The following is an 18,438-nucleotide window of genomic DNA, read 5'->3' on the forward strand; positions in this document are numbered from 1 at the left end:
TTGGCAAATGATTATATTGATATTCACGGGGCAAGAGCCCATAACTTAAAGAACATTAACGTCAAGATTCCCAAAAATAAATTGGTCGTTGTCACCGGTTTATCGGGCTCTGGTAAGAGTTCATTGGCTTTTGATACGTTATATGCCGAGGGTCAGCGGCGTTATGTTCAAAGTTTATCCTCCTACGCCCGCCAGTTTTTAGGCCAAATGGATAAGCCGGATGTGGACTCGATCGATGGGCTTTCACCCGCAATCTCAATTGATCAAAAAACGACTTCTAAAAACCCCCGTTCAACGGTGGGAACCGTGACTGAGATCAACGATTATTTAAGGTTGCTGTGGGCCCGAGTTGGGACACCGATCTGTCCTAACGACGGGACTGAGATTACCAGTCAATCAGTTGAACAGATGGTGGATAAGGTGCTGTCACTGCCGGAACGCACTAAGCTGCAGATTCTCTCGCCAATTGTGCGTGGCAAAAAGGGCCAGCATAAAAAGATCTTCGATAAAATTAAACGGGAAGGTTTTGTGCGGGTTCGAGTTGATGGCGAAGTCCACGACGTTGATGAAACAATTGAGCTCAATAAGAACCAGTCGCATTCCATTGATATCGTGGTTGACCGAATCGTCGTCAAGGAAGGCATTCGTTCACGACTGTTCGATTCTTTTGAAGCAGCGTTACGCTTAAGTGGCGGGTACGCCGTTGCCGATTTGATCGATGGCGAACCAATCATGTTTTCTGAACACTATGCCTGTCCCATCTGCGGTTTTACGGTGGGTGAGCTGGAACCGCGACTGTTTTCGTTTAACGCGCCATATGGTGCCTGCCCCGACTGTGATGGCCTGGGTATGAAACTGGAAGTGGACCCTGATCTGATCGTTCCGGATGTAACTAAAACGTTGAATGAAGGGGCGTTAGCACCCTGGAATTCCAGTTCTAAATACTATCCAGAAATGCTGCGTCAGGCTTGCAAACAAGCTGATATCGATATGGATACCCCTTGGGAGAAACTAGCTGACGAGGACCGGCAATTTGTTTTGTACGGGTCAAAGGGCAAGAATTACCACTTTGTTTTGGATAGTGACTTTGGCGGGGTCCGGGAGACGGATGCGCCATTTGAAGGGGTCGTTAACAACGTTGATCGCCGGTATCACAAGGGATCAGACTTTACTCAGGGCCAGATGCAGCAGTACTTCCGTGAATTGACCTGCCAGACCTGTCATGGCTACCGGCTGAACCGTAAAGCACTGGCCGTTAAAATTGGTGGTCAGCACATCGGTGAAGTTTCTGACTTGGCGATCAGCAAGGAATTACCATTTTTTGAAAAATTACACTTTAGCGAACAAAACGAAACCATTGCTAAACCGATCTTAAAGGAAATTCGGGATCGGCTGACTTTCTTGGAAAACGTTGGTTTGGATTATTTGACGCTGAGCCGTTCGGCACGAACCCTATCCGGTGGGGAAGCGCAACGGATAAGGTTAGCCACTCAAATTGGGTCGAACTTGTCGGGTGTCCTTTACATTTTGGATGAACCCTCAATTGGGTTGCACCAACGGGATAACGACCGGTTGATTGCTTCATTAAAGAAGATGCGCGATTTAGGAAACACTCTGATCGTTGTGGAACATGATGAAGACACCATGCTGGCTGCTGATTATCTGATCGATATTGGACCAGGGGCTGGTGAACACGGCGGTGAAGTCATGGCTGCTGGAACACCGAAACAGGTGACCCGAGTCAAGAAGTCGTTGACGGGTCAATACCTGTCAGGCAAGAAGTTCGTGCCAGTACCAACCGAACGTGGCAAGGGTAACGGCAAAAAGATTCGGATTACCGGGGCAGCTGAAAATAACTTGAAGAACATTACCGTTGATTTTCCGCTGGGTGAATTTGTAGTGGTAACCGGGGTCTCTGGCTCTGGTAAGTCGACACTGGTCAACACGATCTTAAAGCGGGTGCTGGCGCAGAAGCTTAATCACAACTCGGAAAAGCCTGGGAAGTACAAGTCAGTCAGTGGTATCAAGAACATTGAGAAAGTCATCAATATTGATCAAAGCCCAATTGGTCGGACACCGCGGAGCAACCCAGCCACCTACACGGGTGTGTTTGGTGATATTCGCGGGCTGTTCGCTCAGACGACCGAAGCTAAGTTACGCGGTTATCAAATGGGCCGGTTCAGCTTTAACACGAAGGGTGGCCGTTGCGAAGCCTGTCATGGTGACGGCATCTTAAAGATCGAAATGAACTTTTTGCCGGACGTCTACGTCCCTTGCGAAGTTTGTCATGGGTCCCGCTACAACTCCGAAACCTTGGAAGTGGAGTATAAGGGGAAGAACATCTCGGATGTCTTAAACATGACGGCGGATCAAGCACTGGACTTCTTCAGTGCCATTCCGAAGATCACCCGCAAACTGCAAACGATTCACGATGTTGGTCTGGGCTACGTCACGTTGGGTCAATCAGCAACCACTTTATCTGGTGGTGAAGCCCAGCGGATGAAGCTGGCTTCAGAGCTGCAAAAGAAGGCCGATGGTAAGAACTTTTACATTCTTGATGAACCAACGACCGGACTGCACACGGATGATATTAAACGCCTGTTAGACGTTTTGCATCGCTTAGTGGATAAGGGCAATACCGTTTTGATCATTGAACATAACTTGGATGTGATCAAGACAGCGGATTACTTGATCGACTTAGGGCCTGAAGGTGGCGACGGTGGTGGCCAAGTGGTTGCGACTGGAACACCGGAAGACATTGCCGCGGTCAAGGAAAGCTATACCGGTCAGTATTTAGGACCGGTCTTGAAGCGTGATAAACAACGGATGGCGGATGCACAGCAGAAGAGCACCGCTAAAAGTAAATAGAAGTTGATCAACATAAAGGCCTCACTTCAATTACAAATTGAAGTGAGGCCTTTATTGTGCCTATAATGTGTATAAGAGGCTAGTGATATTACTTTTTAAATTTTAACTAATTTTAGTTGATTTTAATAAATGGATAAACTATTATGTGTATTCAAAGAGAACTGGGCTAACTTTAAGTGTTTTGCGGATTAATAGTTGGTTTTATAAACATTAGGGCTGTTCGGTTTAAATCTTATAGAGGAGAATAGATTTTCATAATTATTTATAGCTAAAAATATTGAACGGGCTAGTATCGAAATAGAAGCCTGTGAGCTAAAATTAGATATAGAAGTGTTACACAGTGATTTTTTTGTTTACTTTTAGTATAATCAAAATGAGCAATGTGTAATTGAGATTAACAGCTTAATTTATGATAGCCGAATTAAAGGGTAATGTGTCTCAGAGAAATAAAGCATCTTTGTGGGGGGACATCATATGTATTTCTTTGTTAATGAACGGGTTGCTGAGCAAGGTTCAGGGATTGAACATGCTCAAGTACAACGCGGATTACTATTTCGGAAAAATCAAGTCTCGTTTAAAATCGTGACGCGGACCTATACCCAAACTGGGCACCGGGACATTTTAGCGTGGGGTGTGAATGATGCTGAGCTGATCAACCTATTTGATTATTACGCCCAGACAGAATACGTGCCAGAACACCCAGTGCACGCTGAAGACGTGGACTGGGGCGGACGTACGCCGGCAGTTCTGGAAGCGGATACAAATAAACCGGACACGACTTTAGTTTGGGAAGATAACGATAAGCAAAAATTTATGGGCCGGATTCATACGGACCCCAAGCATGATAATATTGTCACCTTTACCGAAGTGTTCGAGCATTTCGGTAATTTGTATAAGGTCGATTTTTACGATACCCGAGGATTTGTTTCTAAAACCCAGTACGTTGATCCTGATGGGACACCGAATACTAACGTTTATCTAGACTTAGATGGGCGTCCAGTGATTGAAGAATTCTTACGCAAAAAACCATTGCGGCCAAGTGAGATCAACTTGCGAAAGCGGAAATTCTTTGAAGCTGAAGGACAGCGTAAAGCCAATGCCAAGTTAAACGGTGAGGACTTCAAAGCGGGCAAGTTTGAGACGCCCAAGGATGAAGCCATTATTACTGGCTACCGCTTGGTCAAGCCAAACGGGCTCACGTATGTATTGGATTCCTTCGATGAATTGACTAAGGAATTTTTAAATGATTTAAACAATGATTTCTTTAGTGAAAAGACGCCCAACGTCTTCATCTCTGATCGGAGCAGTGGGGCCAGCGACGGTATGATCAATATGGCGCAGCCAGCCTATAAGGTTCTGCATCTGCATAACCTGCACGCGTCTGATACCCGTGACGTGATGACCACCGATGCTAACAATAACTATGAGTATGATTTAATGAACATTAATCGCTTTAATGCCGTGGTTTCGGCCACCAATAAGCAGCGTAGAGATGTCAATAAACGGTATAAATCAGCCGCTAAGGGCTTTACGATTCCCGTTGGCGTTGTGCCACAGGCTATTCGTGATTTAGATCGCGTGCCAATGGCTGATCGAGATCCCCACTCCGTTTTGATGATCGTCCGGCGAGCACCGGATAAGCGAATCAACGCGGTAACTGAGGCGTTGATGATTGCGAACCGCGAACATCCGGGGTTGAACGCCCACCTAGACGTTTATGGCTACTTTGACGGCAGCAATAATAATCAAACCAATCGTGATTTATTGAAGTTATTTGAAGAATTTAAATTAAAGCAACCGACCATGTTAGATGATCATGATCAGCCAACCGATGATATTACCAAGGTTCGCCGAATCGAGTCCGATGTGGTGACATTACACAATTACGTTACTGATCGGGATGAACTGTACCGGATTCATCGCCAGCATCAAGTTTACGCCCTAGCTTCGATCATGGAAGGCTTCAACATTTCCATGATGGAAGCCATGGCAAATGGTGAGCCAGCCATTTCGACGGACGTTAATTATGGTCCTAACGATTTGGTGGTTCACGGTAAGAACGGTTACTTGACTCGCTGGGCTCCACAGGGTGAGGAAAGTTTGTTCGTTAAGGAAATGGCGGATCGTTTCTACGAAGTCTTCAGCAGTGACAAAACGCTGCAGGACCTTTCTGATCAAGCCTATGAGTTGAGTTCACGCTACTATGAAGAAAACGTCTGGGATGCTTGGAAGCAGCTGATCAATGATGCCAATAAGCAATGGCCAGAACTGTATCGGCAGCATTTCGACTTACCACGCTATGGGGTGGCTTATAAGGGTGAAATGGATACCCAATTCCAGCTTGGTCAACGGGCTAACGAAATTACCTGGCGCGGGCCAAAGTCCGTTAAGTACTTTAAGCGAATGAAGCAATTGGAGGCGCAGTTATGAAATTATACGTTGATAAATCGAATAATCCTAACTTGGACCCGACAATTGCTGAAGCGGTTAAAAAAGAAAAAGATGCCGGTCATCCAGCTAAAATCGTGGTTCGGGGCTATTTTCCTAATCAACATGCCCACCTCAAAGATTACGGGTTAGATAGCGGCGATTTACTGAATATGTATGACGTGTTTTTAGGGACAGTGGATATGCCTGAAAAAATCGTTCACTACCGTTATAATCCAGAAATCGACAAAACCAGGTACCATTTGGAAGGGACTGATTTTGCACTTGCGAGGGCGAAACGTGATGGTGTAGACTATGGCCGAACAATGATCGATATTGACCTGTACGGTGAACAGCCGTTAGGTCAAGTGTCCATGTTGAACTATCTCGACCGGCGTGAAGAAAACGTGGTTTCAGATATTTGGGACTGGCGTGGCTTTCGGTCAGCTACCCGCTACTACACCACGTTTGGCGGCCTCTCGCACATCACCTTTTACAATGGCGAAGGTAAGGTTGGCGCCCAATCATCTTTCATGTGGCAACACTTGGATGGTAAGGGTCCCAACGAGTGGCCGATCGTGCAGACCAGTTTTGAAATCATGAATTACGATGGTCAGCACAGGTGGTTCGACAGTGAGCAGACCGCTTTCGACTATTTCTTAAGTCATGAAGTTAAAAAATATGATGCAGATCTCATCATGAGCTAAATGCAGTTTTTCTAAGGGGGAGTTAGAGATGAGCAGTAGGTTCAGAAATTTAAAGGACCAAGATGACGTGACGGAAAAGCGTCATTACAAGATGTTTAAGGCTGGCAAGAGATGGATGTACTCTGCCATTTTGCTGTTTTTCACTACGATCAGTGCCTACGTGATTGATGATGGCAATACCGTACAAGCTGACACAGTTGCAACGACTAAGAATAATTCACCGGATACAACGGCGAAGGCTGATAGTGCGGGCCAGTCGCTTCAGGCTAATACGTACACGCTTCAGCAAAGTGCCACGGCAGCAACCACCAACAGTATGGCTGCCGATACCAGCGTTGCCTCACCAAGCAGCGTTTCTTCAAGCGCGGCTTCTGATGACGCCAGTATCGCCGTTAAAGTTGCGGATGATGTCACTGATAAAGCAACTAATGAACTCGCTTCAGATGATGCCCAAAAGACAGCCGTTAAAGCTGTGGAATCAGCAGGAATAACTGTGGCCAGTTCGACTGAAAATAAAAATCAAAATGTTAGCGCTAACAGTGGTGCACCAACAGCGGTTCAATCTACCAAGAGTGGCAGCACGGGGGCAGTTTCCGCAAGTGCTGGTAGTGCGTCAGTTCCTGATAAACAGGGCAGTGCTAGTGCGGGGTTAAATGCTAGTGCTGGTTTGACTAGTGCAGGTTCCACGAGCGGTGCTGCTTCTGCTGGGAAAGAGTCAGTTGTTTTGAGGACGCCACCGGTTAAGGCGGGGTCAACAGCTATTGTGAATCCTTCAGTTGCGGCGCTTAGTGGCTCAATTGCGTCTACACAGGCAAGTATTTCAGCGGCTACATCGACAAGCACAGCCTTGAACAATGCTCAACTTATTGGAGTTGCTGCTATGCAAGCTGCTAGGGCGAATGGATATGGTGATTATTCAGCTGTATTGTTGAATGCTTCTAATGTTATTTATACTGCTTATACTGATGCTTCTGGTGTCCTTTCTAATTTGCCTGCGCAAAGTACGTCTTTGAGTAGTCTAGTTACCAGTGTTGCTAGTCTTTCAAATGCTAATTCCATTGCTAGTGCTTCTAGTGTACTAAATACAATCTATAATAATGTTTCCTCAATTACATCACAAACGTTCAGTGATATGGCAACTATCTCTGCCAATACTAGCTTAATTGGTAGCCTGTTGGTTTCAGTTGCTTCAAAAAATACTGCAAGTTTGGCTGATGCTACTGCCCAAGGTAGTTTAATTATTAGCTATGCTTCACAGTATTCAGGGCTTATAGATTCGACAAATACAACTGATTTAATTAATCAAGAGTCGACTGCCAGTGCTCAATCGAGTATTGCTGCCTCCGTTACAAGTCAGCTGTCAGGTATTGTTAACGGAACACTTATTTTAAGTGCGACTGATCTATTGCTACCTATTCTTAATAGTTTAAATTTAGCGACTACAGCTGCAAGTACCGCAGCAAGCAGTATGAGTTCTATCGCTTCTCAAGCATATGCAGGAGCTTCGGCAACGATTTCAACACGAGCGTCATCGTATTCAAACGCATTAGCTGGATATGAAAGATCTATGACAATATGGCCTGCGTTAAGCGCAGCGTTACCCGTGATATCTACTAGTTTGGCGGCCACTGGCGGGGCTAGTTTAGCCACTGTATCTAGTGCTCTTACTAAATTAAATAGCATTATGGCTGCTGTTAACACTGACACTGTTTCGATGGGAAAAGCTTACACTGAGGCATCAACGGGTGTAAGTACAGCGCAAGGTAGCAAAGATCTTGGAGCTGCACTAGCTGCACTAACTGATATGAGTTCAGCAACAACTAAAATGGTTCAATATTACGCTTCAGCAGGATCAGGGACCAGTTATGGTATTGGCGTTGCTGGATTTAAAAATTCCACTACTTCCATAAGTGGTGTAATAAACTTCCCATCACTTTCTGCAAGTATGAGTGGCGCTAATACTAAGTTCACGGCGCAAGCTAACCAGATCACTTCTAATAATTACACTTCAAATGCTAATTTTAATGCCACAGGGTCAGCTTTACTGAACAGTTTGGTTAATTCTATGAATGCCGCAAGCAATGCTGCGGGTACTTTGGTAACTTCTGGGCAAGCTGCAAGCGGTGCAGTTAATACCCAAATAGCTGCAGGTGTTACTCAAAACTTAGGAAGTATGGCCTCAGCGTTTATCGGTGCTTTAACAAGTGCTGGTTCATTCGACTCTCTTGCTGGGACGATGAGTGATACCTACACCAAATATGCCGCAGCTTCGGCTTCTGCTGCAGTTGTTAACGCAGCACTTCAAGCTGATCTATCAGCTAAGACTGCAGTCACAAATGTTAATACTACGATTGCTAGTTTAAGTAACGCAATTCAGTCAGTAAATGCCGGCTTGAATGGAATTAGTGGTGGCGTAACAAGTTATGGTGGGTCTGATACTCAATTAAGCACGGCTAACGGGACCGTTACAGATACATTAGCTGCCTTAAATGCCTCATTGACAGCTGTTCAGACACAAAGTACCAATCTAAATAACATTTATAATTCACTTGAAAATGATATTAACGCTGGTTCGTACGGAACTGCTGCAACATACAATGATGCACAGACGCCTATTAATAGTGCTTTAACAGCTGCTAATACAGCATCAACGGCTGCAAGTACAGCAACGACGACGGCAAATAATAATCTTACAAGTGCTTCAAACCGAATCACCATTGACAATGCCGTTTCCGTCGCTAACTCAACGCTAGCATCGGCAACACCAACATCATCGGCAGTTGATAACACTGCTAAGGCAGGTGCCGATTTACTCACAAGTGCTCAGGCAACTACTAATGGTTATCTGACTAGTGGTACCAGTTTAGCATCACTTATGAACAACTTATCAACAGCTGTTAATAGTTTACAGGCTGCAAACACAGACGCAAACACCGCTTACAACGAAGTAACTACGCTTTCTGATGCAATTAAGACCGCTGATACAGCCAATAACGCATCAGGTATGTCAGATTTACTTACTAGTTTGGCAACCGCGGCTGGTAAATTGAAAGACGTTTCAGGTGTTGCCGCAACCTTGAGCGGACAAGCTGCCACACTTGCTGATCAAGTAGGCGTAGCAACTTCTGTAGCATCCGCAACTTCAACGCTGAATAATTTGTCAGCAGCTTCGACAGCTGTTTCAACTGATTATCAGAATGCATTGAACAACTATAATGCTTTATCAACATCAGCCGAGACTAATAAATCGGATGTCTCAGTTGCAGCGCTACTCAATAACGCTAAGACTAATCTAGATAGTATTGGTGCAGTTTCAACTGCGGCCAGTGCTGCTTATAACGGGATGTCTAATGCGGTCAACAGTATGAGTACCGCGATTTCTGATGGCAGTTATTCAGCTGTGAGCGATTTAGTGCAGAACTTTAATACAGGTTCGTCAGCATTTAATGCTAATAGCGATGTGACCGCTGGTAGCTCCGCAATTGCGAGTGATTCTAACGCGTTCACTGGCCTAACTTACACGAATGCCTTAAATAGCGCACTTGCTTCAGCACAAACGGATGTTGCAACGGCTACCGGGGCCAGCGATGCGATTACGACAGCATCTCAAAGCGTTTCGAATGCCATTAGTGATTATTCATCAGCAGCTGCATCAACTGGTATAACAGACAACAATACAAGTTTAGCTGCTAATCAAACGGCTGCTAGTGGGGCTGTTACTACCGCTAATTCGGCTGTTACGGCTATTCAAACGGCTTCAACAGCATTGAGCTCAGCACTTGCCAATGGTGATTTAACCACAGCAAGCAGCATTGTTAATTCAGTGACTACGAGCACTTTAGCTTCAGCTGCGAATGCTGCAAAGACTGCCACTGATCAGTCAACGGCGGCTTCGAGCACTGAAAGCCAAGTAAATAATTGGCACATGGGTCAAGATGCCAGTGCAGCTGCATCAACAGCTGCATCAGCTTCAACAGCGGCAAACCAAACGACTAATTCGACCGCTGCTAGCACTGCTGTATCTTCCGTTACTAACCTATTAAATGATTATTCAAATGATGCTGATCTTATTTCAGCATCAACAGCAATCAATAGTATTAGTGCTGCTATTCAGGCTGCTTCAACAGCTGCCGCATCCGCTGCTCAATCAGCCAAGACATTTGCAAATAATGCGTCGACAGCAGCAACTAATAATAATAGTTCCGCAGTCAGTTCTGCATTAACTTCTGCATCAGTTCAATTAAACAGTGCGAACGAGCAATCAAACATTGCTTCCACAGAAGCAGGGAAACTCGCTAATGAGCTTGCCAATGCTAACAGTGCACATGCAAGAAATGATGCTTCGGCGGCTGCGGTGAATGCTGGGGTCGCAAGTACCGCGTCTGGAGCAGTAGCTGGGGAATCCAATGCTGCTTCTACAGCTGCTGGTTCAATTGCCAGCATGATAGCGAGCTATCCAAGTGATGGTTCATTAATCAGTGCGAAGACCGCAATTGACAGTGTCAATGTGGCAATCAACACCGCTGCAACGTCAGCTGCATCGGCCTCATCAGTTGCATCTAGTGCGGCCAAGGCAGCCAGTGAATTTGCGCAAGTGGGCAATAGTGCGTCGGCAAGCTCTGCTTCAGCTGTTGCCTCCACGGCAGCTAGTGATGCCAAGACAGCTTCCACGACCGCTGCGAGTGAAGGCGCCAAGATCAATGACATTTTAAGTGGTGTCACAACAGCGCACATTAATGCTGATGCTTCGGCTGCCACTATAAATGCTGGGGTCGCAAATACAGCATCAGGAGCAGTAGCTGGGGTATCCGATACTGCTTCTACAGCTGCTAATTCAATTGCCAGCATGGTAGCTAACTATCCAAACGATGGTTCATTGGCTGGTGCAAAGACCGCAATCAACAGTGTCAGCGCGGCAATCAACACCGCCGCAACGTCAGCTGCATCGGCTTCATCAGCCGCCTCCAGTGCGGCCAGCGCAGCCAGTGAATTTGCACAAGCGGGTAACAGCGCGTCGGCAAGTTCCGCATCAGTAGTTGCTTCCACGGCAGCGAACAACGCCAAGACGGCTTCCGCAATCGCTTCGAATGAGGGTGCCAAGATCAGCGGTATCTTAAGTGGCGCCACGACGGCACACGTCAATGATGATGTTTCGGCTGCCGCTGTGAATTCCGGGGTTGCCAATGATGCCTCCGCATCAGTAGCAATTCAATCAGGTGCTGCAAGTAATGCCGCATCGTCAATCACTAGCATGGCTGCTAACTATCCAAGTGATGGTTCATTAACTGACGCGCAGACTTCAATCAATAGTGTCAGTGCGGCAATTAACACCGCCGCAACGTCAGCAAAGTCAGCCTCAACCGCTGCTTCGAATGCGGCCAGCGCAGCCAGTGAATTTGCAAAATCAGGCAATAGCGCGTCCGCAAGTTCTGCATCAGCTGTTGCTTCAACAGAAGCTAGTGCAGCCAAGGTGGCTTCCACAACCGCTGCGAGTGAGGGTGCCAAGATCAATGACATTTTAAGTGGTGCCACAATGGCACACGTCAATGATGACGCTTCAGCTGCTACTGTGAACGCCGGGGTAACCAGTAATGCCTCCGCATCAGTAGCAATTCAGTCAGGGGCTACAAGTACCGCTTCAACGTTAATCACCAGCATGGCAGCGAACTATCCAAGTGATGGTTCATTAGCCAGTGAGAAGAGCGCAATTGATAGTGTCAGTGCGGCAATTAATACCGCTACAACGACCGCGACATCGGCTTCAACTGCTGCATCCAGTGCAGCCAGCGCGGCAAATGAATTTGCGCAATCGGGCAACAGCGCGTCGGCCAGTTCCGCATCAGTAGCTGCTTCCACGGCAGCTAGTGCAGCTAAATCGGCTTCCACAATTGCTGCAAACGAGGGTGCCAAGATCAATGGTATTTTAAGTGGTGCCACTTCAGCACACATTAATGATGATGCCTCGGCTGCCACTGTGAATGCCGGTGTAGCCAAAGATGCCTCCGCATCGGTAGCAACGCAATCAGGCGCTGCAAGCAACGCAGCAACGTCAATTACCAGCATGGCAGCGAACTATCCAAGTGATGGTTCATTAGGTGATGCAGTAACCTCGATTAATAGTGTGAGTGCGGCAATAAGTACCGCCGCCACAACGGCTTCATCAGCCTCAACAGCCGCATCCAGTGCGGCTAAAGCAGCTAGTGACTTTGCGAAATCGGGCGCAAGTGCGTTGGCAAGTTCTGCATCAGTAGTTGCTTCTACGGCAGCTAGTGCCGCCAAGACAGCTTCCGAAACCGCTGCGAGTGAGGGTGCCAAGATCAATGACATTTTAAATAGTGCCACAACAGCGCATGTTAATGACGACGCCTCGGCTGCCACTACAAATGCCGGAGTAGCTAGTGATGTTTCTGCATCGGTAGCAACACAGTCAGGTGCTGCAAGCACCGCTACGACGACCATCTCCAGCATGGCAGCAAATTATCCAAGTGATACTTTATTATCCGTTGCCAAGACTGGCATCGATAGTGTCAGTGCGGCAATTAACACCGCTGCGACAATCGCTTCATCAGCCTCATCAGTTGCATCCAGTGCGGCCCAAGCAGCTAGTGACTTTGCGAAATCTGGCAATAGCGCGTCGGCAAGCTCTGCATCGGTTGCTGCTTCCACGGCAGCTAGTGCAGCGCAGTCGGCTTCCACAATTGCTGCAAATGAAGGTGCCAAGATCAGCGGCATTTTAAGTAATGCTACAACGGCGCACATTAATGATGATGCCTCGTCTGCTGCCACGAATGCTAGGACAGCCAGTGAAGCTTCCGCATCGGTAGCAAACCAGTCAGGCGCTGCAAGTACCGCTATAACGTCAATTGCTAGCATGGCCGCGAACTATCCAAGCGATGCTTCATTAAGCAGTGCGAAGACTGCAATCGATAGTGTCAGTGCGGCAATTAACACTGCTACAACAACAGCGACATCAGCCTCAACCGCTGCCTCTAGTGCGGCCAGCGCAGCCAGTGAATTTGCAAAATCGGGTGAAAGTGCATCCGCAAGCTCAGCTTCAACTGCCGCTTCCACGGCAGCTAGTGCAGCCAAAGTGGCTTCTGAAACTGCGGCGAACGAGGGTGCCAAGATCAGTAGTATTTTGAGTGATGCCACTAAGGCGCACATTAATGATGATGCAAGCAACGCAGCCAAAGATGCTTCAACAGCCGCCGATAGTGCTGCAGCAATTGGCAAAATTGCTTCTGATGCTAGTTCAGTCGCTAATAGTATTGCAAGCATGGCTAGTCAGTATCCAAGTGATGCAGCATTGAGCAACGCCACTTCAACCGCTAAAGATTTAGCCTCGAATGCCTCAAGTGCTGCGCATACAGCCAGTGATGCTGCAAGTAACGCTTCCAGCGCAGCGACCGTCGCTAGTTCCGGTGCCAGTGCCGGTGAGAGTAGCGCCACTAGTTCTGCGAGTGTAGTTGCTAGCGGTGCTTCTACGGTTGCCAGCAATGTCACAAAACCGTTCAGCGATTTGAGTACTGCCGCCAATACAGCCAGCAGCTTGGCCAGTGGTGTTAGTTCTGCAGTGGATGTTGCCAATACTGCTTCAAGTGTTGCTGCAAGTGCCGCTACGGCTGCCAGTTCTGCCGCCAGTGCCGGTGATTACAGTGGTGCTGGCAATGCCGCCAGCATAGCTAACTCAGCTGCAAGTACAGCTGCCAGTGCGCTGTCCACTGCTTCAAATATTTTAAACAGTCTGATTGGTGTCGCTAATAGTGCTCACATCAAGAATGACTTAAGTGCAATAGCGAGTGACTCGGTGGTTACGAATAGTTTGGCCACGGGTTACCCAGGCGATTCTTCATTAGTTAGTCAAAATACTAGTTTAGCAAAAGTTAATGAATCGGCTACGACCCAATCTACCGCTGCTTCTAGCGCAGCGGTGGCTTACAGCAATGCCATTGCCAACAGTGACAGTAGTGCGGCATCGACCGCTTCAACGGCGCTCAGTACTGCATCTAGTACAATTACTGATTTGAAGAACCAAGCTGATAGCTTAAAGAACTCAGCCATGATTCAACACGCGAGTGACGAGGCCACCGGTGCCAGCGCTAGTGCTTCAGCGGCTTCTGCCCAGATTACGGGTGCCGGTTCTTTGGCCAGTGGGGTTTCGGACTTAGCCAAGGACTACTCAGGCTTAAGCAGTCTAGCCAGTGCCGCTGGTAGTTTCGCGAAAGTGGCTTCTGATAATGCCATTGTTGCCAGCAGTTTAGCCGCTTCGGCTTTAGGTGAAGCTGGTAGTATGAGTGGTTTAGTAAAAACGGATCCAGCTGGATTCAGTTCTGCTTCTACGGCTGCATGTAACGCTTCGATAGCTGCTTCGTCAGCCTCAGTAGCTGTTGCAATGGCCATGAATAGTCTGAATAGCGTAGTCAGTGCCGCTAACACGCAGCATATGATCGATGACGCAAGTAATGCTGCCAGCGCTGCTTCGACAGCTGCCGGGAGTGCTGCATTAACCAGTCAAGCCGTTTCTAATACTGGTTCAATTGCCAACAGTATTTCAAGTATGGCCAGTCAGTATTCGGGTGATTCAGCGTTGAGTGGGGTCGCTTCAACCGCTATAGGCTTAGCTTCGAGTGCATCCAGTGCCGCAAAAGCTGCCAGTGAGGCTGCAAGTACTGCTTCTAGCGCAGCTTCAGTTGCTAGTTCCGCTGCCAGTGCTGGTAATAGTAATGCTGCTAGTGCCGCTAGTGTGAGCGCTAAGGACGCTTCAACGGCTGCCAACTCTGCCAGTTCGATTGCCAGCTCGGCCAACTCAACGTTGAATAGTTTGAGCACTTCAGTTGCCAACATCAACATGAACGACAACAGCAGTGCCGCCGCAAGCAATTCAACGGCTGCCAGTTCCGCTGCTAGTTCGGCAAAGGCTGACTCAATCAATGCTGAAAGTGTTGCTAACTCGATTAAGAGTGCGGCTAGTGATTATCCAAGTGATACCACTTTGAGTAGCGCAGCCAATACGGCCGGCAGTTTGGCTAGTGATGCCAGTTCTGCAGCGAGCGTTGCCAATTCCGCTTCCAGTGTTGCTTCCAGTGCTGCTGCAATTGCCAGTTCTGCAGCCAGTGCCGGTAACTCCAGTGCCGCCAGCACTGCCGCTTCAACTGCTAGTTCTGCTGCAACCATAGCTTCCAGTGCAGCGTCCGCAGCCTCGACTGCTTCGAATGCTTTGAACAGTTTAGGCAACGTTGCTGCGAGTGCTCACATTAAGAATGACATGAGTGTGATTGCGAGTGACTCAGCAGTTACGAATAGTTTGGCCAAGGATTATCCAAGTGATGCCACATTAAGTGGTCAAAACACTAGTTTAGCAACTATTAACGGTTCGGCTACGGGCCAATCAACCGCTGCCTCAACCGCGGTATCGGTCGCTTCAACTGCTTCAACGGCTTACAGTAGTGCCGTTGCTAACGGTGATAGTGCTGCGGTATCAACTGCTTCAACAGCATTCAGTAATGCCAATAAGAGTTTAGCTTCTGCCGCCAGTGCAATTACTGATTTGAAGAACCAAGCTAATAGTTTAAAGAATTCAGCGATGATTCAACACGCGGGTGACGATGTTGCTGATGCTGCTTCCAGTGCAACTTCCGCTAAAACTAATGTGGGCAACGCCAGTGCTCAATCGGCAACTGTTTCGTCCTTAGCTAAGGATTACAGCGGTGATTCTTCATTAGCTAGTCTTTCTAGTGCTGCTAGCAATTTTGCATCGATAGCTACTAATCAAGCCAGTGCAGCTAGTGACCAAGCTAAGATAGCTTCGGATATGATGAGCGGTCTGACAGGAACGGATCCAGCTGGACTCAGTGCTGCTTCCACGGCTGTTTCTAGTGCTTCAGTAGCTGTCGCATTAGCGTCAGCTGCTGCTTCAACAGCCATGAATAGCTTAAATAGCGTAGTCAATGCCGCTAATACACAGCATATGATCGATGATGCAAGTAACGCTTCCAGTGCTGCTTCGACAGCTGCCGGTAGTGCTGCATCAGCCAGCCAAGCTGTTTCTAATGCTGGTTCAATCGCCAACAGTATTGTAAGTATGGCTAACCAGTATTCAGGTGATTCAGCTTTGGGTACTTCTGCTATAGATTTAGCCTCGACTGCATCTAGTGCTGCAAAAGCTGCCAGTGATGCTGCAACCAAGGCTTCCAGTGCAGCTTCAGTTGCTAGTTCTGCTGCCAGAACCGGTGACAGTAGTGCCGCTAGTGTCGCTAGCGTGGTTGCTAAGGACGCTTCATCGGCAGCTAGTTCTGCCTCAACGGCTGCAGGGGATGCCATTAAATCGTTGAACGATTTGAGCACCTCAGCCGCCAACACCAACATGAACGACAACAGCAGTGCTGCCGCAAACAATTCAACGGCTGCCAGTTCTGCTGCTAGTTCGGCAGCGGTTGATTCAACCAATGCGGGCAGTGTTGCTAGCTTGATCAAGAGTGAGGCTAGTGATTACCCAAGCGATGTTGATTTGAGTATCGCTGCCAGCACGGCAAATAGTTTGACTAGCGATGTTAGCTCTGCAACGAAAGATGCTTCAAGTGCTGCCAGTCTTGCTTCAAGTGCTGCTTCCACTGCCAGTGTTGCTGTCAATGCTGATAACTCCAATGCTGCTAGCATTGCCGCCAGCACGGCCAGTTCGGCTGCATCTCAAGCTTCCAGCGCTGCTTCTGCAGCCTCGAAAGCTTCGAGTGCTTTGAACAGTTTAGGCAACATCGCTACGAGTGCTCACATCAAGAATGACTTGAGTGTGATCACTAGTGACTCAATTATTACGAATAGTTTGGCCAAGAGCTATCCAAGTGATGGCACATTAACTGGTCAAAATGCTAGTTTGGCCAACGTTAACGGATCGGCTACAACCGAATCCACCGCTGCTTCCAGCGCGGCATCGGCAGCTTCAGCCGCTTCAACGGCTTACAGTAGTGCCGTTGCTAACAGCAATAGTAGTGCGGCATCAACTGCTTCATCTGCATTCAGTAATGCCAATACGAGCTTAGCTTCCGCATCCAGTGCAATCGCGAGCCTGAAGAGCCAGGCTGATAGCTTAAAGAACGCAGCTATGGTTCAACATGCAAGTGATGATGCCATCAATGCTTCTAGTCAAGTCACGGGTGCCAGTTCTTTGGCCAGTGGAGTTTCGAGCTTAGCTAACGACTACGGCAGTGATGCAGTCTTAAGCAGCCTGGCCAGTGCCGCTGGTAGTTTCGCAACGGTAGCTTCTGACAATGCTATTTTGGCCAGCAGCTTAGCCACTTCGGCTTCGAGTGAAGCTACTAAATTGAGTAGCCTGGCAGGATCGGATTCAGCTGGATTTAGTTCTGCTGCATCGGTTGTCGCCAGTGCTTCGTTGGCTGCTTCAATAGCTTCATCAGCTGCTTCAACGGCTATGACTAGCTTAAATAGCGTGGTCAGTGCCGCTGACACGCAGCACATGATTGACGATGCCAGTGCGGCTGAAAGTTCAGCAAGTGTTGCCAGTTCTGCTGCATCGGTGGGCTCAACAGGAGCTTCGATTGCTGGGAGCGGTACGTTAGATACTTCTAATGCTTCATCAGTTGCTAGTTTAGCCAGTTCCGCTGCCTCAACTGCATCAAGTGCTGCTAGTGTGGCCAGTTCTGCTGCATCAGATGCCTCATCCGCAGCCAGTGCCGGTAATTCCAATGCTGCCAGTTATGCTTCCAGCATTGCTTCCAGTGCTGCTAGTGTGGCAATTAAAAATGGCAGCATCGCCAGTTCGTTAGGCGCCATCAACAGTGCTTATGAAGCTTCAGTCAAGGCGTCTTCTAGTGCAAGTGAAAGTGGAATTGGTGCAGTCGATACCAGCAGTACCAACCTCAGTGAGAGTTCTGCAGGCAGCACCTCAACATCTGGTGGTGCTTCAAATGGGAGCAGTTCAGCGGGTAGTAAGCGTTCAGCTGTTGGACCTGTTGGACCGCATAGCATAGCAGCTCAAAACCCAACTCGACTTTCGGACGGTGCGTCAAATAAGAACAGCTCAGCAGGTAATAAGAGCTCAGCTGCTGGTCCACATAGTACAGCAACGCCAAACCCAACTCGGCTTTCAAATGTTGGTACGCCAAACGGTGGCAATCATTTCGAGGGCAATGGCCCAGCTAACTTCGAGGGTAATAGCCCAGCTAACAAAGAAGCAGCCATTACTGGCCACGAGGGTTCAGTAGATCAGAATCAAAATGGTGTCACGCTTTCTGGTCCAGCAAATATCGCAGGTAACAAGTTGCCACAAACCAGTGACGATAATGACAAGACGGGTGCCGCAATTGGCCTAAGTCTTGCAAGCCTGTTGACGATACTTGGATTGGTAGGTCGTAAGAAACGGAAACAAGACGATAAGTAATCGTTGTCGTTAATAAAAGCGCGCAGAATTCGTAAATTCTGC

At 47.9% G+C, this 18,438-nt stretch carries 4 protein-coding genes; all 4 read left to right on the plus strand.

What is annotated here, in order from left to right; all coding sequences use genetic code 11:
• The 4 genes from uvrA (at position 1) to CES79_RS04825 (ending at position 18,396) form a co-directional block, all read left to right on the plus strand.
• Positions 1-2,868 carry an excinuclease ABC subunit UvrA gene (gene uvrA, locus CES79_RS04810; RefSeq protein WP_089136482.1) on the plus strand — a complete coding sequence of 956 codons (2,868 nt, stop codon included), beginning with the start codon at positions 1-3 and terminating at the stop codon, positions 2,866-2,868.
• A 474-nt stretch (positions 2,869-3,342) separates the two neighbouring features.
• A complete protein-coding gene (locus tag CES79_RS04815; RefSeq protein ID WP_089136483.1) occupies positions 3,343-5,298 on the plus strand; it encodes a glycosyltransferase in 1,956 nt (651 codons plus the stop codon).
• Complete coding sequence (locus CES79_RS04820; RefSeq protein WP_089136484.1) at positions 5,295-6,002, plus strand: glycosyl transferase; 708 nt, start codon at positions 5,295-5,297, stop codon at positions 6,000-6,002. The genes CES79_RS04815 and CES79_RS04820 overlap by 4 nt, the downstream gene beginning before the upstream one ends.
• Positions 6,003-6,030: 28 nt before the next feature.
• Positions 6,031-18,396 (plus strand): KxYKxGKxW signal peptide domain-containing protein, encoded by a 12,366-nt coding sequence (locus CES79_RS04825; protein ID WP_089136485.1) that lies wholly within the window; start codon positions 6,031-6,033, stop codon positions 18,394-18,396.
• Positions 18,397-18,438: the final 42 nt, after the last annotated feature.

The organism is Secundilactobacillus silagei JCM 19001 (assembly GCF_002217945.1).
GTDB classification, from domain to species: Bacteria; Bacillota; Bacilli; order Lactobacillales; family Lactobacillaceae; genus Secundilactobacillus; species Secundilactobacillus silagei.